Here is a 22,941-nt window from a genome sequence, read left to right as displayed (position 1 = left end):
CGGGACGCAGAAACGAAAAAGCCCGCCATGAAGGCGGGCTTTTCGGCAAGGCGCGGATCAATTACTTGATCTTGGCTTCCTTGTACATCACGTGCTTGCGTACGACCGGATCGAATTTCTTGATTTCGATCTTGTCGGGGGTGGTGCGCTTGTTCTTGTCGGTGGTGTAGAAGTGGCCGGTACCGGCGCTGGACACCAAACGGATCAGTTCACGCATGATTAGCTCCTTAAACCTTTTCGCCGCGAGCGCGCAGCTCGGACAGCACTACGTCGATGCCACGCTTGTCGATGACGCGCATGCCCTTGGCGGAAACGCGCAGACGCACGAAGCGCTTCTCGGACTCGACCCAGAAGCGATGGTGCTGCAGGTTCGGCAGGAAACGACGACGGGTTTTGTTGTTCGCGTGGGAAATGTTGTTCCCGGTTACCGGACCCTTACCGGTAACTTGACAGACTCTCGACATGCCTCAGCCCTCTAAACCACATGCCCAACCCGGCATGGGTTGGCCGCTTAAACTCAATGTCATTGGCGCTCTGCGCCACGTTTCTCGAGGGTCTTACCGGCTACAGCTGAAAGCGCAAGAACCGGGCCCCTAGAAAAGAGCGCTGCTTTATACCAGAAAGCCCCAGGAGCAACAAGGTCGAATGCACTCGCCTGTCGCGACGCAAGCGCGGCAGAGGGCCCTGCCAGGCGGCGCGCGCGGGGCGCGGGGCGCCCCGACCATTCGTCGCCGCGATTCATTGTTCCGCCGCGCCCTTATGGTCTAGGGTAGGGCCTGCCGGCCCGCCTCAGGAAGCGCGCCACGTCATCTGGAGTCCACCATGCGCCTTGCCGTCCTACCCCTGCTGTTCGCCCCGCTGCTGAGCCCCCTGCTCGCCCAGGCCACCACCCTCAGCGTCTGCACCGAAGCCAGCCCGGAGGGTTTCGACGTGGTGCAGTACAACTCGCTGACCACCACCAACGCCTCCGCCGATGTGCTGATGAACCGCCTGGTGGAGTTCGATGCAGTCAGCGGCACCCTGCAGCCGAGCCTGGCCCAGGACTGGGAGATCAGCGAAGACGGCCTGAGCTACAGCTTCGAGCTGCGCCCCGGGGTGCAGTTCCACAGCACCGATTACTTCAGCCCCAGCCGAGCCCTGAACGCCGACGACGTGCTGTTCAGCTTCCAGCGCATGCTCGACCCCGAACACACCTGGCACCAGGTCGCGCCGAGCGGTTACCCCCACGCCCAGTCGATGCAGTTGCCCGGCCTGGTGGCGCGCCTCGACAAGCTCGGCGAACACCGCCTGCGCTTCACCCTCAACCGCCCCGACGCCACCTTCCTCGCCACCCTGAGCATGGGCTTCGCCTCCATCTATTCGGCCGAATACGCCGCGCAACTGCTCGCCGCCGGCACCCCGGAGCGCCTCAACAGCCAGCCGATCGGCACCGGCCCCTTCGTCTTCAAGCGTTTCCAGAAGGACGCCCTGGTGCGCTACAGCGCCAACCCCGAGTATTTCGCCGGCAAGCCGGCCGTGGACGAGCTGGTGTTCGCCATCACCCCCGACGCCAACGTGCGCCTGCAGAAGCTGCGCCGCGGCGAGTGCCACATCGCCCTGTCCCCCAAACCCCAGGACGTGCACAGCAGCGCCGCCGACGAGCGGCTCAAGAGCGTGCATACCGCGGCCTTCATGACCGCCTTCGTCGGCATCAACAGCCAGCACCCGCCACTGGACCGGCCAGCCGTGCGCCAGGCGATCAACCTGGCCTTCGACAAGGCCAGCTACCTGAAGGCGGTATTCGAAGGCAGCGCCGAGGCGGCCAGCGGGCCCTATCCGCCCAATACCTGGAGCTTCGCCAGCGAGCTGCCGGGCTACCCCCACGACCCGTCCAGGGCCCGCACCCTGCTGGCCGAGGCGGGCCTGAGCGAGGGGTTCGAGACGACCATCTGGACCCGGCCCTCGGGCAGCCTGCTCAACCCCAATCCGGCCCTCGGCGCGCAGCTGCTGCAGGCCGACCTGGCCAAGATCGGCATCCGGGCAGAGATCCGCGTGATCGAGTGGGGTGAGCTGATTCGCCGGGCCAAGGCCGGCGAGCACGACCTGCTGTTCATGGGCTGGGCCGGCGACAACGGCGACCCGGACAACTTCCTGACCCCGCAGTTCTCCTGCGCCGCGCTCGAGTCCGGCCTGAACTTCGCCCGCTACTGCGACCCGCAGCTGGACCGCCTGATCAGCGGGGGCAAGACCACCAGCGAGCAGGCGATACGCAGCGCGCTGTACCGCCAGGCCCAGGCGATCATCCAGCGCCAGGCACTGTGGCTGCCTCTGGCCCACCCCACCGCCTTCGCCCTGACGCGCAAGGAAGTCGAGGGCTACCGCGTCAGCCCCTTCGGTCGCCAGGACTTCGCCCGGGTGCACATCGCCCCCTGAGCCGTGCCGCCCCCCCTATAACCAGCCGTATTCGGCCAGGGACAGGGGCTCGCCGTCGCCGACGATGAAATGGTCGAGCACCCGCACATCCACCAACTCCAGCGCCTCCTTGAGGCGCCGGGTCAGCAGCCGATCCGCCTGGCTCGGCTCGGCCACCCCGGAGGGGTGATTGTGGGTGAGGATCAGCGCCGCCGCGTTGTGCGCCAGGGCCCGCTTGACCACCTGGCGCGGGTAGACGCTGGCGCTGTCGATGGAACCATGGAACAGCGCCTCGAACGCCAGCACCCGGTGCTTGGCGTCGAGGAACAGGCAGCCGAACACCTCGTGGGGCTCATGGCGCAGCAGCGCCTTGAGGTAGTCGCGCACTGCCTGCGGACTCTCCAGGGCCGAGTCGCGGCGCAGTTGCTCGGCCAGGTGGCGGCGGGCCATCTCCAGCACCGCCTGCAGCTGGGCGAACTTCGCCGGACCCAGCCCCAGACGCCGGCTGAAGGCCGGCAGATCGGCCTGCAGCAGGGCGCGCAGGCCGCCGAAGTCGCCGAGCAGGTGGCGCGCCAGGTCCACCGCGCTCTGCCCGGCCACGCCGGTGCGCAGGAAGATCGCCAGCAGTTCGGCGTCGCTCAGGGTCGCGGCCCCCTGGGCCAGAAGTTTCTCCCGCGGGCGCTCCGCCGCGGGCCAGTCGCGAATGCTCATTGCACCTCCGTGTCGAGCCGGGCGCCGCTGCTCCACTGCGGTCGCTGTGCTATCGTAGCCCATCTTTTTGCGCGGTGATTGGCCTGGGGAGGCGTCATCGCCGCGGCGCACATCCACCCTATATAAAAGGCAGGCCTATGCAGCGGCTTTATCGCAAACGCATCATCGTCGGCGTGGGGGGTGGCATTGCCGCCTACAAGAGTGCCGAGCTGGTTCGCCGGCTCAAGGACCAGGGTGCCGAAGTCCGGGTGGTGATGACCCGGGGCGGTCGCGAGTTCATCACCCCGCTGACCCTGCAGGCGCTGTCCGGCCACCCGGTGCACCTGGACCTGCTCGACCCCGCTGCCGAAGCCGCCATGGGCCATATCGAGCTGGCCCGCTGGGCCGATCTGGTGCTGATCGCCCCGGCCACCGCCGACCTCATGGCACGCCTGGCCCAAGGCGTGGCCGACGACCTGCTGAGCACCCTGGTGCTGGCCACCGACGCCACGGTCGCCCTGGCGCCGGCGATGAACCAGGCGATGTGGCGCGACCCGGCGACCCAGGCCAACGCCCGCCTGCTGGCCGAGCGCGGCCTGCGCCTGTTCGGCCCGGCCGCCGGCGAACAGGCCTGCGGCGACGTCGGCCCCGGGCGCATGCTCGAGGCCGAGCAGCTGGCCCAATGCGCCGCCGACTGCTTCGAGTTCCAGTCGCTGACCGGCCGACACGTGCTGATCACCGCCGGCCCGACCCAGGAAAACATCGACCCGGTGCGCTATATCACCAACCACAGCTCCGGCAAGATGGGCTTCGCCCTGGCCGAGGCCGCCGCCGAAGCCGGTGCCCGGGTCACCCTGGTCAGCGGCCCGGTGCACCTGCCGACCCCCGACCGGGTCACCCGCATCGACGTGGTCAGCGCCCGCGACATGCTCGCCGCCTGCGAGGCGGCGATGCCCTGCGACCTGCTGATCGCCGCCGCCGCCGTCGCCGATTACCGCCCGGAAGTGGTGGCCGCGCACAAATTGAAGAAAGACCCGAGCAACGGCGACGGCCTGCTCCTGCAGATGGTGCGCAACCCGGATATCCTCGCCACCCTGGCCCGGCGCAGCGACCGTCCCTTCAGCGTCGGCTTCGCCGCCGAGACGGAGAACCTGCTCGAATACGCCGCGCGCAAGCTCAAGGACAAGAACCTCGACCTGATCGTCGCCAACGACGTGGCCAACCCGAGCATCGGCTTCAACAGCGAGGAAAACGCCATCACCGTCATCGACCGCGAGCTGGGCCAGAGTGCCTTCGCCCAGACCAGCAAGAGCAAGATCGCCCGCCAGCTGGTGGCCTTTATCACCGACCGACTGAACAAGAACTGACCATGCACGCATTGCAAGCCAAGATTCTCGACCCGCGCTTCGGCCGCGACTTCCCCCTGCCGCAGTACGCCACCCCGGGCTCCGCCGGCCTCGACCTGCGCGCCATGCTGCAGCAGGACAGCATTCTCGAGCCCGGCCAGACCCTGCTCATCCCCACCGGCCTGTCGATCTATATCGGCGACCCCGGCCTGGCGGCGATGATCCTGCCCCGCTCGGGACTCGGCCATAAGCACGGCATCGTGCTCGGCAACCTGGTCGGCCTGATCGACTCGGACTACCAGGGCGAACTGATGGTCTCCTGCTGGAATCGCGGCCAGACCCCGTTCAACATCGCCGTCGGCGAGCGCATCGCCCAGCTGGTCCTGGTACCGGTGGTGCAGGCCCATTTCGAGCTGGTCGAGCAGTTCGACCAGAGCCAGCGTGGCGCCGGTGGTTTCGGCCACTCGGGTAGCCATTGACCCCGACACCTTCCAGGATGAATCGCCGAGGAGCCCTTCGATGAAACTCTTCAAGCGCACCGCCAAGGATGCCCAGCCCAGCGCCACACCCCGCGGCGGCAATGGCGCCGGCGAGCGGCCCCTGGCGGCGCTGCTACCAGGCCTGCTGGCCAGCGTCACGGGCCTGTTCCTGGCCGCCGGCCTGCTGTGGTTCGGCGTACTGGCCAGCGCCCAGCACCAGCAGCACCAGCAGCTGACCCAGGCCTGGGGCGGCGGCCAGGCCGCGACCCTGCAACTGGCGCTGAAACAGCTGGCCAGCGACAGCCGGAGCGCCGCGCGCAATCCCCAGCTGCTGGAGGTCCTGCAGAGCCAGGACCGCGAGCTTATTCGCACCGCCGAGCGCAGCCTCAGCCACTGGGCCGGGGTGGTCGATGCCCACCTCAACCCCCGCGGCCAGGCCAGGCAAGACATGGACCGTGAGGCCCCGATGAACTTCGCCGCCCTGGACCTGCTGCGCCGCGTGGAGAACGGCCAGATCCCCGCAGCCGAGGCCTACAAGATCGGCGAACGCTGGCTGGTGTACAGCGCCGCGCCGGTGCGCCTGAGCGATGATCAGCCGCTGCAGGGCACCCTGCTGCTGGCCTTCGACCTCCAGCACCTGCTGGCCAGCCTGCCGCCCCTGCCGGCGGGCATCGGTCGGCTGCAGCTGTTCCAGCAGTTCCCCGGCGGTCCCCAGCAGCTGCTGACCCAGCGCGGCCAGGCCGAAGGCGAGGAACAGCGCTTCGACAGCGGCAACCCCAACTGGACGCTCAGCTTCACCCCCGGCCCGGCCCTCGCCGACTCGAGCGTCTCGATCCCCCTGCTCGGCCTCGCCGCCTTGTTGGCGCTGGCCGGTGCCGTGCTCGGCTTGCTACTGGTGCATGGCAGCCTGCAACGGCGCCTGCACAACGATGTGCAGCAGCTCGGCCAACTGGTCAGAGAACTCTCGGCCGGCAAAGCCGTCAAAGCCTTCAGCCTGAGCCTGCCGGCTCTCGACAGCCTGGCCCAGACCCTGGCCCGCATGCCTCGCCGCGCCCACGAGGGCGCCTCGCAGGCTGCGGAGCAAGAGCGCCCGCAGGGCGCCATCCCCCCGGCCGCCACAGTGGCGCCGCAGGAACCAGCGGGTCTGGTCGATCCGCTGTTCCAAGACACCGATATCCTCGATATCGACATCCTCGACGACGACCAGGATCTCCTGGGACTGGAGCAGACACCCGCAATGAGTACCCCGCAAACCGCCCCGACCCTCCCCGCCGACATCTTCCGCGCCTACGACATCCGTGGCGTGGTGGGCAGCAGTCTGACCGCCGAAACCGCCTACTGGATCGGCCGCGCGGTCGGCTCGCAGAGCCTGGCGCAGGGCGAGGCGAACGTCGCCGTGGGCCGTGACGGGCGCCTGTCCGGCCCGGAACTGATGCAGCAGCTGATCCAGGGCCTGCTCGACTGCGGCTGCACGGTGAGCGACGTCGGCATGGTGCCGACCCCGGTGGTCTATTACGCGGCCAACATCCTCGCCGGCAAGTCCGCGGTGATGCTCACCGGCAGCCACAACCCGCCGGATTACAACGGGTTCAAGATCGTCATCGCCGGCGACACCCTGGCCGGCGAGCAGATCCAGGCCCTCAAGGCACGCATCGACGCCAACGACCTGGTCAGCGGCGTCGGCAGCGTCGAGCAGGTCGAGGTGCTGCAGCGCTACTTCAAGCAGATTCGTGACGACATCGCCCTGGCCAAGCCCCTGCGCGTGGTGGTCGACTGCGGCAACGGCGCCGCCGGGGTGATCGCCCCACAACTGATCGAGGCCCTGGGCTGCAACGTGATCCCGCTGTACTGCGAGGTGGACGGCACCTTCCCCAACCACCACCCGGACCCGGGCAAGCCGGAGAACCTGGCCGACCTGATCGCCAAGGTCGAGGCCGAGCAGGCCGACCTGGGCCTGGCCTTCGACGGCGACGGCGACCGCGTCGGCGTGGTCACCAACAAGGGCAGCATCGTCTACCCGGATCGCCTGCTGATGCTGTTCGCCAAGGACGTGGTGTCGCGCAACCCCGGTGCCGACATCATCTTCGACGTCAAGTGCACCCGCCGCCTGACCCCGCTGATCAGCGGCTACGGCGGCCGCCCGGTGATGTGGAAGACCGGCCACTCGCTGATCAAGAAGAAGATGAAGGAAACCGGCGCCCTGCTGGCCGGCGAGATGAGTGGGCACATCTTCTTCAAGGAGCGCTGGTTCGGCTTCGACGACGGCATCTACGCCGCCGCCCGCCTGCTGGAGATCCTCAGCCAGGACAAGCGCGACGCCGAGCAGGTGTTCGCCGCCTTCCCCAGCGACATCTCCACCCCGGAGATCAACATCCCGGTCACCGAACAGAGCAAGTTCGGCCTGATCGACAGCTTGCAGCGCGACGGCCAATGGGGCGAAGGCAACATCACCAGCCTGGACGGTGTGCGCGTCGACTATCCCAAGGGGTGGGGCCTGGTGCGCGCCTCCAACACCACGCCGGTGCTGGTGCTGCGTTTCGAGGCCGACAGCGAGCAGGAACTCGAACGCATCAAGGACGTGTTCCGCAGCCAGCTGCAGCGCGTCGCCAGCGATATTCATCTACCGTTCTGAAAGAGCGATTCAGCATTTGGAGTCCCGCATGACCCTCGAGCGTGATGCCGCCGCCCAGGTGGCCAAGGTGCTATCCGAAGCCCTGCCCTATATCCGCCGCTTCGTCGGCAAGACCCTGGTGATCAAATACGGCGGCAACGCCATGGAGAGCGAAGAGCTCAAGGAAGGCTTCGCCCGCGACATCGTGCTGATGAAGGCGGTGGGCATCAACCCGGTGGTGGTGCACGGCGGCGGCCCGCAGATCGGCGACCTGCTCAAGCGCCTGTCGATCGAGAGCCACTTCATCGACGGCATGCGCGTCACCGACACCGCCACCATGGACGTGGTGGAGATGGTCCTCGGCGGCCAGGTCAACAAGAGCATCGTCAACCTGATCAACCAGCATGGCGGCAGTGCCATCGGCCTGACCGGCAAGGACGCCGGGCTGATCCGCGCCAAGAAGCTCAAGGTGACCCGCCAGACCCCGGAGATGACCCAGCCGGAGATCATCGACATCGGCCATGTCGGCGAGGTCAGCGGAATCAACACCGACCTGCTGAACATGCTGGTCCATGGCGACTTCATCCCGGTGATCGCGCCGATCGGCGTGGGCCCGGACGGCGAGTCCTACAACATCAACGCCGACCTGGTGGCCGGCAAGGTCGCCGAGGCCCTGAAGGCCGAGAAGCTGATGCTGCTGACCAACATCGCCGGGCTGATGGACAAGCAAGGCGAAGTGCTCACCGGCCTGAGCACCGAGCAGGTCGACGGCCTGATCGCCGACGGCACCATCTACGGCGGCATGCTGCCGAAGATCCGCTGTGCCCTGGAGGCGGTGCAGGGCGGGGTGACCAGCGCTCACATCATCGACGGCCGGGTACCCAACGCGGTGCTGCTGGAGATCTTCACCGACAGCGGCGTCGGCACCCTGATCTGCAACCGCAAGCGCCAGTAAGACCGCAAGAGCACCGGCCGCTGCATCGGCCGGTCTGCCGAGGGACTGCGGCCAGGCCAGAAATCAGGGCTAGGGGCGTGTACCCAGCAATTCGCCGAGCCGCGCCCGATCGGCGGCGAAACCGGCCTGGGCCTGCTTGCGCGCCTCCTGGTAGCGGCCGATATCCTTCTGCAGACGCTGCTGCTCGGCAATTTGATTGTCGATCTGCGCCAGCAGGTGCTCGGGAACTTCTCGTCCGGCACGCTCGTGCTCGGCCGCCTGGCTCTGCAGGTTAGCCTGCTGGGTACGGGCCGACTGCAGGTTGCCGCGGGCCACGCCGATCAGGGCATCCAGCTCGGCCAGCTTGCGCTCGAGCGCCCGGTCGACATCCTCTGGCGTTGTATAGAGCCGCAGCAGCTGCGCATCGCTGCCGGCACGGGCCTTGTCGGCCAATATCTGCCGACGCTCCTCGGCACTCGGTGCCGGGGGGATGACCTGGATCACCCGCCCCTGCTCGTTGAGCACCTGATAGCCCTTGGCGATGAACTCCGGCGGTACCCCCTGGCGACTGAGCACCGTGACGCCCTGATCGTCGACATAGCGGTACAACTCGGCCGCGCCCACCGCAACCGGCAGCAGCATGCCGAACAGCAGCGAACAAGGGGTCAGGGCCGGTCTGCGCATCGGAGCACCATGTTATTCGGGGACGTTAGATTCCATATTCGGCGCGGTAGGCTTCGACCGCCGGTAGATACTGGCGCAGTTGCGCATCGTCTGCCAGGTATTCCAGCACCTGCTCCAGTGACACGATGCTCACTACCGGCATGCCGAAGTCGCGCTCGACCTCCTGGATCGCCGACAGCTGGCCCTGGCCGCGCTCCTGGCGGTTGAGGGCGATCAGCACACCGGCGGCCTGGGCGCCCTGCCCCTGGATGATCTGCATCACCTCGCGAATGGCCGTGCCGGCGGTGATCACGTCATCGATGATCAGCACCTTGCCGGCCAGCGGCGCACCGACCAGGGTGCCGCCTTCGCCATGGTCCTTGGCCTCCTTGCGGTTGAAGCACCAGGGCAGATCGCGCTGATGGTGCTCGGCCAGGGCCACCGCGGTGGTCGCCGCCAGTGGAATGCCCTTGTAGGCCGGGCCGAACAGCACGTCGAAGGGAATGCCGCTGTCGACCACGGCCGCCGCATAGAACCGCCCGAGCCGGGCCAGGGCCAGACCGCTGTCGAACAGCCCGGCGTTGAAGAAATAGGGGCTGGTGCGCCCGGACTTGAGGGTGAACTCACCGAAGCGCAGCACCCCGCGCTCGATGGCAAAACGAATGAAGTCGCGCTGGTACGCTTGCATGGAAAATCCCGGACGGCACGGATTTGGCTAGGAATTTGGCTAATTGAACACGAGCTCGGGTATCATACACGCACGTGTTTTTGGGGGCCATTTATGCGGATCATCAGTGTGAACGTGAATGGTATTCATGCTGCAGTCGAGCGCGGTTTGCTCAGCTGGCTGCAAGCACAGAATGCCGACGTCATCTGCCTGCAGGACACCCGCGCCTCCGCCTTTGAGCTGGACGACCAAGCCTTCCAACTGGATGGCTATTTCCTCTATGCCTGCGATGCTGAAGTGCCGAGCCAAGGTGGCGTGGCCCTCTATTCGCGGTTGCAACCCAAGGCGGTAATCAGTGGACTCGGCTTCGAAATGGCCGATCGCTACGGGCGCTACCTGCAGGCCGATTTCGACAAGGTGAGTATCGCCACCCTGCTGCTGCCATCCGGGCAGGGCGGCGACGAGAGCTTGAACCAGAAGTTCAAGTTCATGGACGACTTCACCCATTATCTGGACAAGCAACGGCGCAAGCGCCGCGAGTACATCTATTGCGGCTCGCTGTACGTGGCGCATCAGAAGCTGGACGTGAAGAACTGGCGCGACTGCCAGCAGTCGCCGGGCTTCCTGGCACCCGAGCGCGCCTGGCTGGACGAGGTGATCGGCAGCATGGGCTATGTCGATGCCCTGCGCGAGGTCAGCCGCGAGGGCGACCAGTTCAGTTGGTGGCCGGACAGCGAACAGGCGGAGCTGCTCAACCTGGGCTATCGCTTCGACTACCAGCTGCTCACCCCGGGCATGCGCCGTAGCGTGCGCACCGCGCGCCTGCCGCGTCAGCCGCGCTTCTCGCAGCATGCGCCGCTGATCGTCGACTACGACTGGATTCTCAGCCTGTAAGCTCAGCAATAACGAAAAAGCCGGCGATCAGCCGGCTTTTTCGTTTGTCGCATAGGCCTACTTCACCAGACGCCAGCAGATCGGATAACGATAAGCCTCGCCGGCATTGGCCTTGATGCCGGCGATGATCGTCAGCACCAGGGCGGTCAGGCTGACCAGCAGCATCAGGGGAAAGCCGATGATGATCCAGGCCAGCACGCCGCAGATCATCATCGCCAGACTGAAGGTGATCTGGAAGTTCAGCGCCTCCTTGCCCTGGTCATCGACGAAGGGCGCACTGTCCTTCTTCAACTGCCAGACGACCAGAGGCCCGATGACATTGCCGATCATCGGCACCAGGAACCAGAAGAAAGCCGCATAGTGGCAAAACATCGCCCATTGCCGCGCTTCCGGGCCGGGCGTCGGCACGAGTTCTTGCTGCTCCATCGCCTGTCTCCCTCGCTAGCCGCAGTGGCCTCAGTCGGCCAGCGCCGCCCGCTGCAGCTCGAACAGCTCGCCCATGCCCTTTTGCGCCAGGGCCAGCATGGCATTCAGTTCCTCGGGCTGGAACGGCGCCCCCTCGGCGGTGCCCTGCACCTCGATGAAGCCGCCGGCGCTGGTCATCACCACGTTGAGATCGGTCTCGGCCGCCGAGTCTTCCAGGTAGTCCAGGTCCAGCACCGGCTCGCCCTGGTACATGCCCACCGACACCGCGGCGATCATCTGCTTGAGCGGGTCGCCGCCCTTCAGGCCACCGCGCTTCTTTACCACCTTCAGCGCATCGACCAGCGCCACCATGGCGCCGGTGATCGAGGCGGTGCGGGTACCGCCGTCGGCCTGGATCACGTCGCAGTCCACATACAGGGTGAACTCGCCCAGCTTGGACATATCCAGCGCGGCGCGCAGCGAACGCCCGATCAGCCGCTGGATCTCCAGGGTGCGCCCGCCCTGCTTGCCGCGACTGGCTTCGCGCTGGTTACGCTCGCCGGTGGCGCGCGGCAGCATGCCGTACTCCGCGGTCAGCCAGCCCTGACCCTGGCCCTTGAGGAAACGCGGCACGCCCGACTCGACGCTGACCGTGCAGATCACCTTGGTATCACCGAACTCCACCAGCACCGAACCCTCGGCATGCTTGGTGTAGTTGCGGGTGATGCGGATCGAGCGCAACTGATCGGCCGCGCGGCCACTGGGACGTTTCATCGAGGGATACCTGCTCTGGAGTGAAATCTGCCCAGCATTATAAGGGCCATGGCCCGCCGGCGACATGACCAATTGGGAGCGGGCGGCGCTCTGCGCTACAATCCCGCGCCTTTCGTCCCGACTTTCCGCGAGGTCCGCCCCCCCATGATCCACAGCATGACGGCCTTCGCCCGCGCCGAACAGGCCGGGCCAAATGGCACCCTGAGCTGGGAGCTGCGCTCGGTCAACCATCGCTACCTGGAACCGCACCTGCGCCTGCCGGAAGCCTTCCGCGACCTCGAGGGCGCGGTGCGCGAAGCACTGCGCCAGGGCCTGTCGCGGGGCAAGGTGGAATGCACCCTGCGCTTCGCCGAGGACAGCGCCGGCAAGCCGCTGCAGGTCGATCGCGAGCGCGCCTCCCAGCTGGTCGCCGCCGCGGAGAGCGTCGCCAGCCTGATCAAGCAGCCAGCCCCGCTCAACCCGCTGGAGGTGCTGAACTGGCCCGGCGTGCTGGTGGCCGATGCCGCCGATCCCCAGGCCCTCAACCAGGCGGCCCTAGCCCTGTTCAAGCGGGGTCTGGACGAGCTGAAGAGCGGGCGCGCCCGCGAAGGCGCGGAGCTGGCCAGGCTGCTGAACGAGCGCCTGGACGCCATCCTCGCGGAGGTCGCCGCCCTGCGCGAGCTGGTACCGCAGATGCTCGAGGCGCAGCGGCAGAAGATTCTCGAGCGCAGCGCCGAGATGCAGGTCGAGCTCGATCCCCAGCGCCTGGAGCAGGAGCTGGTGATCCTGGCGCAGAAGAGCGACGTGGCCGAAGAGCTCGATCGCCTCGGCACCCATGTCGGCGAGGTGCGCCGCGTGCTCAAGGCCGGCGGCCAGGCTGGCCGACGCCTGGACTTCCTCATGCAGGAGCTCAACCGCGAGGCCAACACCCTGGGCTCCAAGGCCTTCGACCCACGCAGCACCCAGGCGGCGGTCAACCTCAAGGTACTGATCGAGCAGATGCGCGAGCAGGTACAGAACATCGAGTAACCGCGCCAATGCGCGCTGCTACTCTAGGATCAACGCTTTCCAGGATTCCTTCATGAGCCTCACCACCGGCACCCTCTACATCGTTTCCGCGCCCTCCGGCGCCGGCAAGACCAGCCTGGTCAAGGCGCTGATCGACAGCGAACCACTGATTCGCGTCTCGGTCTCCCACACCACCCGTGCCATGCGCCCCGGGGAAACGGACGGGGTGAACTACCACTTCGTCGACCACCAGCAGTTCCATGCCATGCTCGACCAGAGCGCCTTTCTCGAGCACGCCGAGGTCTTCGGCAACCTCTACGGCACCTCCCAGCGCTGGGTCGAACAGACCCTCGCCGAAGGCTACGACCTGATCCTGGAAATCGACTGGCAGGGCGCCCAGCAGGTACGCCGGCTGATGCCGCAGGCCAAGTCCATCTTCATCCTGCCGCCGACCCAGGAGGCCCTGCGCCACCGCCTGACCAACCGCGGCCAGGACAGCGGCGAGATCATCGAGCAGCGCATGCGCGAGGCGGTCAGCGAGATGAGCCACTACGTCGAGTACGACTACCTGGTGATCAATGACGACTTCGCCCACGCCCTCAGCGATCTCAAGGCCATCTTCCGCGCCAACCAGCTGGTCCAGGAGGTTCAGCAACAACGCCACAGCGGCCTGCTCGGCGAACTGCTGGCCTGAACCGGCGCGCCCCGCCTAAAACAGTACTTCCCTTAATGCTGGTGATTTTTTAGACTATTCAGTCCGCTCGCCCATCCGGGCCCAGCTCTATATCTGCATTTGCTACGAGGAACACCATGGCCCGCGTAACCGTCGAAGACTGCCTGGACAACGTTGATAACCGCTTCGAGCTGGTCATGCTCGCCACCAAGCGTTCGCGCCAGCTCGCCACCGGCGGCAAAGAGCCGAAAGTGGCCTGGGAGAACGACAAGCCGACCGTGGTCGCCCTGCGCGAAATCGCCGCCGGCCTGGTGGATGACGAGGTCATCGCCCAGGACGAGATCGTCGAAGAAGAGCCGTTGTTCGCCGCCTTCGAGGAAGAGGCCAACGAGCCTCTGTAAGCCATGCCTGGTCGAAGCGGCACGGCGCGGCGTGATGCGGGTCGGCAGGGGGAACACCCATGCCGAGCATAGACGCCCTCGCCGATCGACTCTCGACCTATCTCGACGACGACCAGGTCAACCTGGTCCGTCGCGCCTACTTCTACGCCGAACAGGCCCACGACGGCCAACGCCGGCGTAGCGGCGAGGCCTACGTCACCCACCCCCTGGCCGTGGCCGGCATCCTCGCCGACATGCACATGGACCATCAGAGCCTGATGGCGGCCATGCTCCACGACGTGATCGAAGACACCGGCATCGCCAAGGAAGCGCTCAACGCGCAGTTCGGCGAGACCGTGGCCGACCTGGTCGACGGGGTCAGCAAGCTGACCCAGATGAACTTCGAGACCAAGGCCGAGGCCCAGGCCGAGAACTTCCAGAAGATGGCCATGGCCATGGCCCGCGACATCCGCGTGATCCTGGTCAAGCTGGCCGACCGCCTGCACAACATGCGCACCCTGGAGGTGCTGTCCGGCGAGAAACGCCGGCGCATCGCCAAGGAAACCCTGGAAATCTACGCCCCCATCGCCAACCGCCTGGGCATGCACAGCCTGCGCGTGGAGTTCGAGGACCTGGGCTTCAAGGCCATGCACCCGATGCGTTCCGAGCGCATCCGCGCCGCGGTGCGCCGCGCCCGCGGCAACCGCAAGGAGATCGTCAACAAGATCGAGGAGTCGCTGGTCCACTGCCTGGCCCGCGAGGGCCTGGAAGGCGAGGTGGTCGGCCGCGAGAAGCACCTCTACGGCATCTACCAGAAGATGCGCGGCAAGCGCCGGGCGTTCAACGAGATCATGGACGTCTACGCCTTCCGCATCGTGGTCGACAAGGTCGACACCTGCTACCGCGTGCTCGGCGCCGTGCACAACCTGTACAAGCCGCTGCCCGGGCGCTTCAAGGACTACATCGCGATTCCCAAGGCCAACGGCTACCAGTCGCTGCACACCACATTGTTCGGCATGCACGGGGTGCCCATCGAGATCCAGATCCGCACCCGCGAGATGGAGGAAATGGCCAACAACGGCATCGCCGCCCACTGGCTGTACAAGTCCAGCGACGACGACCAGCCCAAGGGCACCCATGCCCGCGCCCGCCAGTGGGTCAAGGGCGTGCTGGAGATGCAGCAGCGCGCGGGCAATTCGCTGGAATTCATCGAGAGCGTGAAGATCGACCTGTTCCCGGATGAGGTCTACGTGTTCACGCCCAAGGGCCGCATCATGGAGCTGCCCAAGGGCTCCACCGCGGTGGACTTCGCCTATGCGGTGCACACCGACGTCGGCAACACCTGCATCGCCTGCCGCATCAACCGCCGCCTGGCGCCGCTGTCCGAGCCGCTGCAGAGCGGCTCGACCGTGGAGATCGTCAGCGCCCCCGGCGCCCGACCGAACCCGGCCTGGCTCAACTTCGTGGTCACCGGCAAGGCGCGCACCCACATCCGCCATGCCCTCAAGCTGCAACGCCGCTCCGAGTCGATCAGCCTCGGCGAGCGCCTGCTGAACAAGGTGCTGGCCGGCTTCGACAGCCACCTCGACAAGCTGCCGGCCGAACGCGTGCAGGCGGTGCTCGGCGAATACCGCCTGGAGCTGATCGAGGACCTGCTCGAGGACATCGGCCTGGGCAACCGCATGGCCTACGTGGTGGCCCGCCGCCTGCTCACCGAGGGCGGCGAGGAGCCGCCGAGCGCCGAGGGTCCGCTGGCGATCCGCGGCACCGAGGGCCTGGTGCTCAGCTATGCCAAGTGCTGCACGCCGATTCCCGGCGACCCCATCGTCGGCTACCTGTCGGCCGGCAAGGGCATGGTGGTGCACCTGGAGAGCTGCCGCAATATCGGCGAAATCCGCCACAACCCGGAGAAATGCATCCAGCTGTCCTGGGCCAAGGACGTCGCCGGCGAGTTCAACGTCGAGCTGCGCGTCGAGCTGGAGCACCAGCGCGGCCTGATCGCCCTGCTGGCCGGCAGCGTCAACGCCGCCGACGGCAATATCGAGAAGATCAGCATGGACGAACGCGACGGCCGCATCAGCGTGGTCCAGCTGGTGGTCAGCGTGCATGACCGGGTGCACCTGGCGCGGGTGATCAAGAAACTGCGCGCCCTCGCCGGGGTGATCCGCATCACCCGCGTGCGCGCCTGACCCCCACTCCGCCGACCGGCCAGTCACTTTCCCCACAGCTGTGCTTTGACAGCGCCCCCGCCTTTGGCCGACCCTAGGCGGCCGAATCTGCGTGGCGCAGGCAATGCGCCGCGCAAGCCCCTCCCAGAACAGTCTTTCAAGGAGTTCCCATGAGCAAGAGCGTCATCAACAGCGACAAGGCCCCGGCTGCCATCGGTACCTACTCCCAGGCGATCAAGGCCGGCAACACCGTCTACGTCTCCGGGCAGATCCCCCTGGACCCCAAGACCATGGAACTGGTCGAGGGCTTCGAGGCCCAGACTGTGCAGGTGTTCGAGAACCTCAAGGCCGTGGCCGAGGCCGCCGGCGGCTCGTTCAAGGACATCGTCAAGCTGAACATCTTCCTCACCGACCTGGCCCACTTCGCCACCGTCAACGAGGTCATGGGCCGCTACTTCCAGCAGCCCTACCCGGCCCGCGCCGCCATCGGCGTGGCCGCCCTGCCGCGCGGCGCCCAGGTGGAAATGGACGCTATCCTGGTACTCGAGTAAGTCCAGCGGCGGGGCATGACGCCCCGCCCCCTCCCCGTGCAAGGACCCTCCCATGCGTCCCGCCTCCTTCGCCCTGCTCGGCTTGTGCCTACTCGCCGGCTGCGCCAGTCAACCCCAAGACCCCGACGGCACCTGGATCAACCAGGCGGCGATCGATGCCGCGAGCCGCGGCGGCCCGCTACGCGACGCCCTGCTGGCCTACGGCCCCAACCTGGAATGGCGGCTCGATTCGCAGCGCCGGCGTGCCAGCTACAGCAACGGTTACGAACAGGACGAAGGCCAGTTGCTGGCCGAAACCGAGGCACGCCTGCGGGTCGACTTCTACGGCGATTACCAGGAATTCCTCGCGTTCGACGGCGACGAGCTGGTGCAGGCGGCCAGCGGCACCTGGCCGGAACAGCGCTTCGTCCGCGCGCCGGCCGCCGGTGCTGCCCATGTGCCGCCCGGCGGCCACTTCGAGCGGGCCCTCTACCAGGCCTACCTGGGCGGTACCTGGCGCATCGCCGAGGGCCTCGGCGCAGGCGGCCTGGTGCTGTTCCACAGCGACGGCCGGGTCGAGGGCCTGCCCGGCGCGGAGCGCTATGCGCTGTGCCTGGCCGGCGACTGCGCGGCCATGAGCGGCGAGTCCGACAGCCTGTGGCTGCAGCTCGGCGAGCAGGGCCAGGCCTGGCTGTTCGAGCGCGACGGCGAGCGCCTGGGCATCTTCGCCGCACTCAACCGCGCCCAGGCCAACGAGATGCCCGACTACCACAAGGGGCCGCGACGCTGGCTGCTGCAGCGCGACTAGAATCCGGCGGCAACGACCGCGCCGCTTGCCGCCCTAGGCCCCGAACGGCGCCCCCGCCAGGATCGCCCCGTAGCCTTCGCGATAGCTCGGATACCGCGGCACCCAGCCCAGGGCACGGGCGCGGGCGTTGCTGCAGCGCTTGCTACCGGCACGGCGCAGCGTCTCCTGCGCCGACCAGTGACTGACCCCCAGCTGCTCGCGCAGCCAGGCCACCACCTCATGCAGCGGCGCCGGCGCGTCGTCGACCCCCAGATAGCAGTCGTCCAATGCCACCCCGCGGGCATCGGCCAGCAGCAGGCATGCCAGCAGACCCGCGGCATCCTCGACGTGGATGCGGTTGGCGTACAGCGGCGGCTCGCTGGCCACCCGGTAGCCCTGGCGCACCTGCTCCAGCAGCCAGCGCCGCCCCGGCCCGTAGAGCCCGGCCAGGCGCACCAGGCTGGTCGACAGGCCGCTGTGCAGGGCCAGTTGTTCGGCCTCGCGCAGCACCCGCCCGGAAAACCCTGCGGCCTCGGCCGGCGACTCTTCATCGACCCATTCGCCGTCCTGCTGACCATAGACCCCGCTACTGGAGACGAACAACAGCCGTCTGGGCCGCTGCCCATGTTGCGCCAGCCAGCCCAGCACCCGGCGCAGCCCCTCGACATAGAGGGCCCGGTAACCGGCCTCGTCGCGCTGCTCGGCCGCCGCGCAATACACCAGGTAGTCCAGCTCGCCGTCGGGCCAGGCCGGCGGACAGCCCTCGGCCTGCAGGTCACCGGCCACCGGGATGATCGGGGCGGGTAACTGCTGCGCCGAGCGGCGCAGGCCATACACCTGCCAACCGGCTTCGGCCAGACGCAGGCCCAGACGGCTGCCGACATCGCCACAGCCCGCTATCAACACCCTCGCCGAATGCCCCATGCGCCCCTCCACAATTTCCCGATAGGGCAGTGTAGCGCGGTTGGTTCGCCGCAATGCAAAGGCTATGCTTAGGCGCAATTCAATGGATATTCACTATGACACTCACCGAACTGCGCTATATCGTCACCCTCGCCCAGGAACAGCATTTCGGCCGCGCCGCCGAACGCTGCCATGTCAGCCAGCCGACCCTGTCGGTGGGGGTGAAGAAGCTCGAGGACGAGCTCGGCGTGCTGATCTTCGAGCGCAGCAAGAGTGCGGTGCGCCTGACCCCGGTCGGCGAGGGCATCGTCACCCAGGCGCAGAAGGTGCTGGAGCAGGCCCAGAGCATTCGCGAGCTGGCCCAGGCCGGCAAGAACCAGCTGGCCGCGCCGTTGAAGATCGGCGCCATCTACACGGTCGGCCCCTACCTGTTCCCCCACCTGATCCCCCAGCTGCACCGGGTCGCCCCGCAGATGCCGCTGTATATCGAGGAGAACTTCACCCACGTGCTGCGCGACAAGCTGCGCACCGGCGAGCTGGACGCCATCATCATCGCCCTGCCGTTCCAGGAAGCCGACGTGCTGACCAAGGCGCTGTACGACGAGCCCTTCTACGCGCTGATGCCGGCCGGCCACCCCTGGGCCGAGATGAAGAGCATCGACAGCAAGCTGCTCAACGACAAGAGCCTGCTGCTGCTCGGCGAGGGCCACTGCTTCCGCGATCAGGTGCTGGAAGCCTGCCCGACCCTGCGCAAGGGCGGCGAGGAACACGCCAAGCACACCACGGTGGAGTCCAGTTCGCTGGAGACCATCCGCCACATGGTCGCCTCCGGCCTCGGCGTGTCGATCCTGCCGTTCTCCGCGGTGGACAGCCATCACTACGCCCCCGGGGTGATCGAGGTGCGCCCGCTGAGCGCCCCGGCGCCGTTCCGCACCGTGGCCATCGCCTGGCGCGCCAGCTTCCCGCGGCCGAACGCCATCGAGGTGCTGGCCGACTCGATCCGCCTGTGCTCGGTGGCCCAGCCGCAAGCCAAGACCGCCTAGGACCGCCCCATGAGCGAACTGTCAGCGGTTTCCGTCACCGCCCTCAAGGGCGTCGGTGCCGCCCTGGCCGAGAAGCTCGCCAAGGTCGGCCTGGAGACCCTGCAGGACGTGCTGTTCCACCTGCCGCTGCGTTACCAGGATCGCACCCGCATCGTGCCGATCGGCGCCCTGCGCCCGGGCCAGGACGCGGTGGTCGAGGGCGTGGTGGCCGGCGCCGACGTGGTCATGGGCCGCCGCCGCAGCCTGCTGGTACGGCTGCAGGACGGCAGCGGCACCCTGTCCCTGCGCTTCTACCATTTCAGCCAGGCGCAGAAGGAGGGCCTCAAGCGCGGCACCCAACTGCGCTGCTACGGCGAGGTGCGCCCCGGCTCCTCCGGCCTGGAGATCTACCACCCGGAATACCGCGCGCTGAGCGGCGGCGAGCAGGCCGCGGTGGAGCAATGCCTGACGCCCATCTACCCGACCACCGAAGGCCTGACCCAGCAGCGCCTGCGAGCCTTAAGCGAGCAGGCCCTGGCGCGCCTCGGCCCCCACAGCCTGCCCGACTGGCTGCCCCAGGAGTTGGCCCGCGACTACCGCCTCGCCCCCCTGGACCAGGCGCTGCGCTACCTGCACCGACCACCGCCGGACGCCGACCTGGAGGAGCTGGCCGAGGGCCGCCACTGGGCCCAGCACCGCCTGGCCTTCGAGGAACTGCTGACGCACCAGCTGTCCCTGCAGCGCCTGCGCGAGCAAGTGCGCGCCCAGCAAGCGCCGCCGCTGCCGCCGGCCAGGCGTCTGCCGCCGCTGTATCTGCAGAACCTCGGCTTCCCGCCCACCGGCGCGCAGCGGCGGGTAGGCGCCGAGATCGCCTACGATCTGAGCCAGGGCGAGCCCATGCTGCGCCTGGTGCAGGGCGATGTCGGCGCCGGTAAGACCGTGGTCGCCGCCCTCGCCGCCCTGCAGGCCCTGGAGGCCGGCTATCAGGTGGCGCTGATGGCACCCACCGAGATCCTCGCCGAGCAGCACTTCCTCAACTTCAGCAAGTGGCTGCAGCCACTGGGCATCGAAGTGGCCTGGCTGGCCGGCAAGCTCAAGGGCAAGGCTCGCGCCAGCGCGCTTGCGCAGATCGCCACGGGCACCCCCATGGTGGTCGGCACCCATGCGCTGTTCCAGGACGAGGTGCAGTTTCGCAGCCTGGCGCTGGTGATCATCGACGAGCAGCACCGCTTCGGTGTGCAGCAGCGCCTGGCGCTGCGGCAGAAGGGCGTCGGCGGGCGGCTGTGCCCGCACCAGCTGATCATGACCGCCACCCCCATCCCGCGCACCCTGGCCATGAGCGCCTACGCCGACCTGGACACCTCGATCCTCGACGAACTGCCGCCGGGGCGCACCCCGGTCAACACCCTGGTGATCGCCGACAGCCGCCGCCTGGAGGTCATCGAACGGGTGCGCTCGGCCTGCAACGAGGGGCGCCAGGCCTACTGGGTGTGCACCCTGATCGAGGAGTCGGAGGAGCTCACCTGCCAGGCCGCCGAGACCACCTACGAGGACCTCGCCGCGGCCCTCGGCGGCCTGCACGTCGGGCTGATCCACGGGCGCATGAAGGCCGCAGAGAAGGCCGCGGTGATGGAGGAGTTCAAGCAGGGCCGGCTGCAGCTGCTGGTCGCCACCACGGTGATCGAGGTCGGCGTCGACGTGCCCAACGCCAGCCTGATGATCATCGAGAACCCCGAACGCCTGGGCCTGGCCCAGTTGCACCAGCTGCGCGGCCGGGTCGGCCGTGGCAGCGCGGCCAGCCACTGCGTGCTGCTCTACCACCCGCCGCTGTCGCAGCTGGGCCGCGAACGCCTGGGGATCATGCGCGAGACCTGCGACGGCTTCGTCATCGCCGAGAAGGACCTGGAGCTGCGCGGTCCCGGCGAGATGCTCGGCACCCGCCAGACCGGCCTGCTGCAGTTCAAGGTCGCCGACCTGATGCGCGACGCCGACCTGCTGCCGGCCGTGCGCGACGCCGCCCAGGCCCTGCTGGCGCACTGGCCGCAGCATGTCAGCCCGCTGTTGCAGCGCTGGCTGCGCCATGGCCAACACTATGGGCAGGTGTGAGCGTGCGGGCAGGGCATCCGTCATATTGCCGTGCAGCCATCGACCCGCTGTTTATACTTCGAGGCATTCGCCCTCCCTACGCCGGACTCCCTCATGACTGAAGCAGCCCTCGCCCCCGACTCCACCCCGCGTCCGCCGGCCGTGATCCAGCAGCTGCTCGACAAGCTCGGCCTGAGTTATCGCGCCTGCCACGAGCGCGCCGACCTGCCCGCCGCCCAGCGCCTGCAGGCGGTGCTGCTGGAGGATGCCGTCGGCGCCCTGCTGGTGCTGTACCCGCAGAGCCAACTGCTCGACCTGGGCCGCCTGGCCGAACTGACCGGGCGCCAGCTCGCCGCGGTCAAGCCGGAGCGTCTGGAGCGCATGCTCGGCAAGCATGCCCTCGGCGAACTGCCCGGCCTGCCGCCGCTGACCAGCTCGCCCTGCCTGTACGACGAGCGCCTGCTGCAGGAGCCCAGCCTGTATGTCGCCTCGGGCCAGCCCGGGGTGCTGCTGGAGATCGCCAGCGCAGCCTTCCGCGGACTGCTGGGCAAGGCCAGCGCCGCGCGCTTCGGCGAGCCGCTGAGCAATATCCGGCCGAACCTCGACCGCCCGGACGACGACCGCGCCGAGATCAGCCAGGCGGTGCAGGCCTTCACCGCCCGGCGCATCCAGCAGCGCCTGGAAGAAACCATCGAGATTCCGCCGCTGCCCCAGACCGCGCAGCGCATCATCAAGCTGCGGGTCGACCCGGACGCCACGGTGGACGACATCACCGGGGTGGTCGAGACCGACCCGGCGCTGGCCGCCCAGGTGGTCAGCTGGGCCGCCTCGCCCTACTACGCCGCCCCCGGCAAGATCCGCTCGGTGGAGGACGCCATCGTCCGCGTGCTGGGCTTCGATCTGGTGATCAACCTGGCCCTGGGCCTGGCCCTGGGCAAGACCCTGAGCCTGCCCAAGGACCAGCCGCAACGAACCACACCCTACTGGCAGCAGGCGATCTACACGGCCGCGGTGATCGAGGGCCTGACCCGCGCCATGCCGCGGGCGCAGCGCCCGGAGGCCGGGTTGACCTACCTCGCCGGGCTGCTGCACAACTTCGGCTACCTGGTGCTGGCCCACGTCTTCCCACCGCACTTCTCGCTGATCTGTCGGCACCTGGAAGTGAACCCGCACCTGTCGCCCAGCTACATCGAGCAGCACCTGCTGGGCATCAGCCGCGAGCAGATCGGCGCCTGGCTGATGCGTTTCTGGGACATGCCGGAAGAACTGGCCAGCGCCCTGCGCTTCCAGCACGACGCCGAGTATGCCGGCCCCCATGCCGCCTACCCGAACCTGGTGTGCCTGGCCGTCGGCCTGCTGCGCAACCGCGGCATCGGCAACGGACCGCGACGCGCAATCGACCCGGAGCTGTACGACGCCCTGGGCCTGAGCCGGGAGAAGGCCGAAGAGGCGGTCGATAAGGTGCTGGCCGCCGAGGTGGCACTGCGCGAACTGGCCGCCCAGTTCCATTCGCCGCACTGAGCGCGGCCTGCCGGACCAGGACAGAGGGGCC

At 67.8% G+C, this 22,941-nt stretch carries 23 protein-coding genes; 15 read left to right on the top strand and 8 right to left on the bottom strand.

The window, feature by feature from the left end; translation table 11 throughout:
* Nucleotides 1-61: 61 nt before the first annotated feature.
* Both rpmG and rpmB read right to left on the bottom strand, forming a co-directional pair.
* Nucleotides 62-217 carry a 50S ribosomal protein L33 gene (gene rpmG, locus SBP02_RS00830; RefSeq protein ID WP_003464575.1) on the bottom strand — a complete coding sequence of 52 codons (156 nt, stop codon included), beginning with the start codon at nt 215-217 and terminating at the stop codon, nt 62-64.
* Nucleotides 218-227: 10 nt separating this feature from the next.
* Nucleotides 228-464, bottom strand: a complete 237-nt coding sequence (gene rpmB, locus SBP02_RS00825) for a 50S ribosomal protein L28 (protein ID WP_016495372.1) — start codon at nt 462-464, stop codon at nt 228-230.
* 358 nt (nt 465-822) lie between these two features.
* Here rpmB and SBP02_RS00820 point away from each other — a divergent pair, with 358 nt between their 5' ends.
* A complete protein-coding gene (locus SBP02_RS00820) occupies nt 823-2,412 on the top strand; it encodes an ABC transporter substrate-binding protein (protein ID WP_318644506.1) in 1,590 nt (529 codons plus the stop codon).
* Between the two features lie 15 nt (nt 2,413-2,427).
* On the opposite strand, the gene radC is transcribed toward SBP02_RS00820, so the two are convergent.
* Complete coding sequence (gene radC / locus SBP02_RS00815) at nt 2,428-3,102, bottom strand: RadC family protein (RefSeq protein ID WP_318644505.1); 675 nt, start codon at nt 3,100-3,102, stop codon at nt 2,428-2,430.
* A 137-nt stretch (nt 3,103-3,239) separates the two neighbouring features.
* Here radC and coaBC point away from each other — a divergent pair, with 137 nt between their 5' ends.
* From coaBC to argB, 4 genes are read left to right on the top strand one after another with little or no spacing between them, the layout of a single operon-like run.
* A complete protein-coding gene (coaBC, locus tag SBP02_RS00810; RefSeq protein ID WP_318644504.1) occupies nt 3,240-4,448 on the top strand; it encodes a bifunctional phosphopantothenoylcysteine decarboxylase/phosphopantothenate--cysteine ligase CoaBC in 1,209 nt (402 codons plus the stop codon).
* A 2-nt stretch (nt 4,449-4,450) separates the two neighbouring features.
* Nucleotides 4,451-4,906 carry a dUTP diphosphatase gene (gene dut / locus SBP02_RS00805; RefSeq protein WP_318644503.1) on the top strand — a complete coding sequence of 152 codons (456 nt, stop codon included), beginning with the start codon at nt 4,451-4,453 and terminating at the stop codon, nt 4,904-4,906.
* 40 nt (nt 4,907-4,946) lie between these two features.
* Nucleotides 4,947-7,538: a phosphomannomutase/phosphoglucomutase gene (locus tag SBP02_RS00800; protein ID WP_318644501.1), complete on the top strand. Its 2,592-nt coding sequence runs from the start codon at nt 4,947-4,949 to the stop codon at nt 7,536-7,538.
* A gap of 28 nt (nt 7,539-7,566) precedes the next feature.
* Entirely contained in the window at nt 7,567-8,472 is a 906-nt protein-coding gene (gene argB / locus SBP02_RS00795; RefSeq protein ID WP_318644500.1) for an acetylglutamate kinase, read from the top strand.
* A 69-nt stretch (nt 8,473-8,541) separates the two neighbouring features.
* Here argB and SBP02_RS00790 read toward each other — a convergent pair whose 3' ends face one another.
* Nucleotides 8,542-9,135, bottom strand: coding sequence for a DUF4124 domain-containing protein (locus tag SBP02_RS00790; RefSeq protein WP_318644499.1), 594 nt, complete (start codon nt 9,133-9,135; stop codon nt 8,542-8,544).
* 25 nt (nt 9,136-9,160) lie between these two features.
* Nucleotides 9,161-9,802 (bottom strand): orotate phosphoribosyltransferase, encoded by a 642-nt coding sequence (gene pyrE / locus SBP02_RS00785; RefSeq protein ID WP_318644498.1) that lies wholly within the window; start codon nt 9,800-9,802, stop codon nt 9,161-9,163.
* Between the two features lie 93 nt (nt 9,803-9,895).
* Between pyrE and SBP02_RS00780 the strand changes: the two genes are divergently transcribed.
* Entirely contained in the window at nt 9,896-10,675 is a 780-nt protein-coding gene (locus tag SBP02_RS00780; RefSeq protein ID WP_318644497.1) for an exodeoxyribonuclease III, read from the top strand.
* Between the two features lie 57 nt (nt 10,676-10,732).
* On the opposite strand, the gene SBP02_RS00775 is transcribed toward SBP02_RS00780, so the two are convergent.
* Both SBP02_RS00775 and rph read right to left on the bottom strand, forming a co-directional pair.
* Nucleotides 10,733-11,101 carry a DUF4870 domain-containing protein gene (locus SBP02_RS00775; protein ID WP_318644496.1) on the bottom strand — a complete coding sequence of 123 codons (369 nt, stop codon included), beginning with the start codon at nt 11,099-11,101 and terminating at the stop codon, nt 10,733-10,735.
* Nucleotides 11,102-11,131: 30 nt separating this feature from the next.
* Entirely contained in the window at nt 11,132-11,854 is a 723-nt protein-coding gene (gene rph / locus SBP02_RS00770) for a ribonuclease PH (protein ID WP_318644495.1), read from the bottom strand.
* A gap of 144 nt (nt 11,855-11,998) precedes the next feature.
* On the opposite strand from rph, the gene SBP02_RS00765 reads away from it, so the two are divergent.
* The 6 genes from SBP02_RS00765 to SBP02_RS00740 all read left to right on the top strand — a co-directional run bounded on the left by SBP02_RS00765 (nt 11,999) and on the right by SBP02_RS00740 (nt 17,400).
* On the top strand, nt 11,999-12,862 hold the full coding sequence (locus tag SBP02_RS00765; RefSeq protein WP_318644494.1) for a YicC/YloC family endoribonuclease: 864 nt from the start codon (nt 11,999-12,001) through the stop codon (nt 12,860-12,862).
* A gap of 52 nt (nt 12,863-12,914) precedes the next feature.
* Nucleotides 12,915-13,535 carry a guanylate kinase gene (gmk, locus tag SBP02_RS00760; RefSeq protein WP_318644493.1) on the top strand — a complete coding sequence of 207 codons (621 nt, stop codon included), beginning with the start codon at nt 12,915-12,917 and terminating at the stop codon, nt 13,533-13,535.
* 116 nt (nt 13,536-13,651) lie between these two features.
* Nucleotides 13,652-13,915: a DNA-directed RNA polymerase subunit omega gene (rpoZ, locus tag SBP02_RS00755; RefSeq protein WP_318644492.1), complete on the top strand. Its 264-nt coding sequence runs from the start codon at nt 13,652-13,654 to the stop codon at nt 13,913-13,915.
* Nucleotides 13,916-13,974: 59 nt separating this feature from the next.
* Nucleotides 13,975-16,083 (top strand): bifunctional GTP diphosphokinase/guanosine-3',5'-bis pyrophosphate 3'-pyrophosphohydrolase, encoded by a 2,109-nt coding sequence (gene spoT / locus SBP02_RS00750; RefSeq protein ID WP_318644491.1) that lies wholly within the window; start codon nt 13,975-13,977, stop codon nt 16,081-16,083.
* A 149-nt stretch (nt 16,084-16,232) separates the two neighbouring features.
* Nucleotides 16,233-16,613, top strand: coding sequence for a RidA family protein (locus tag SBP02_RS00745; protein ID WP_318644490.1), 381 nt, complete (start codon nt 16,233-16,235; stop codon nt 16,611-16,613).
* Between the two features lie 52 nt (nt 16,614-16,665).
* Nucleotides 16,666-17,400, top strand: a complete 735-nt coding sequence (locus tag SBP02_RS00740; protein WP_318644489.1) for a hypothetical protein — start codon at nt 16,666-16,668, stop codon at nt 17,398-17,400.
* A 33-nt stretch (nt 17,401-17,433) separates the two neighbouring features.
* Here the strand turns inward: SBP02_RS00740 and SBP02_RS00735 are convergent, their stop codons facing one another.
* A complete protein-coding gene (locus tag SBP02_RS00735; RefSeq protein ID WP_318644488.1) occupies nt 17,434-18,303 on the bottom strand; it encodes an NAD-dependent epimerase/dehydratase family protein in 870 nt (289 codons plus the stop codon).
* 95 nt (nt 18,304-18,398) lie between these two features.
* Here SBP02_RS00735 and SBP02_RS00730 point away from each other — a divergent pair, with 95 nt between their 5' ends.
* The 3 genes from SBP02_RS00730 to SBP02_RS00720 all read left to right on the top strand — a co-directional run bounded on the left by SBP02_RS00730 (nt 18,399) and on the right by SBP02_RS00720 (nt 22,910).
* A complete protein-coding gene (locus SBP02_RS00730; RefSeq protein ID WP_318644487.1) occupies nt 18,399-19,325 on the top strand; it encodes a hydrogen peroxide-inducible genes activator in 927 nt (308 codons plus the stop codon).
* 9 nt (nt 19,326-19,334) lie between these two features.
* Nucleotides 19,335-21,410, top strand: a complete 2,076-nt coding sequence (gene recG, locus SBP02_RS00725) for an ATP-dependent DNA helicase RecG (protein WP_318644486.1) — start codon at nt 19,335-19,337, stop codon at nt 21,408-21,410.
* Nucleotides 21,411-21,503: 93 nt separating this feature from the next.
* A complete protein-coding gene (locus SBP02_RS00720) occupies nt 21,504-22,910 on the top strand; it encodes an aminoacyl-tRNA deacylase and HDOD domain-containing protein (RefSeq protein ID WP_318644485.1) in 1,407 nt (468 codons plus the stop codon).
* Nucleotides 22,911-22,941: the final 31 nt, after the last annotated feature.

It is taken from the genome of Pseudomonas benzenivorans (genome assembly GCF_033547155.1).
GTDB classification, from domain to species: Bacteria; Pseudomonadota; Gammaproteobacteria; order Pseudomonadales; family Pseudomonadaceae; genus Aquipseudomonas; species Aquipseudomonas benzenivorans_B.
This window is presented reverse-complemented; position numbering and strand designations above follow the sequence as displayed.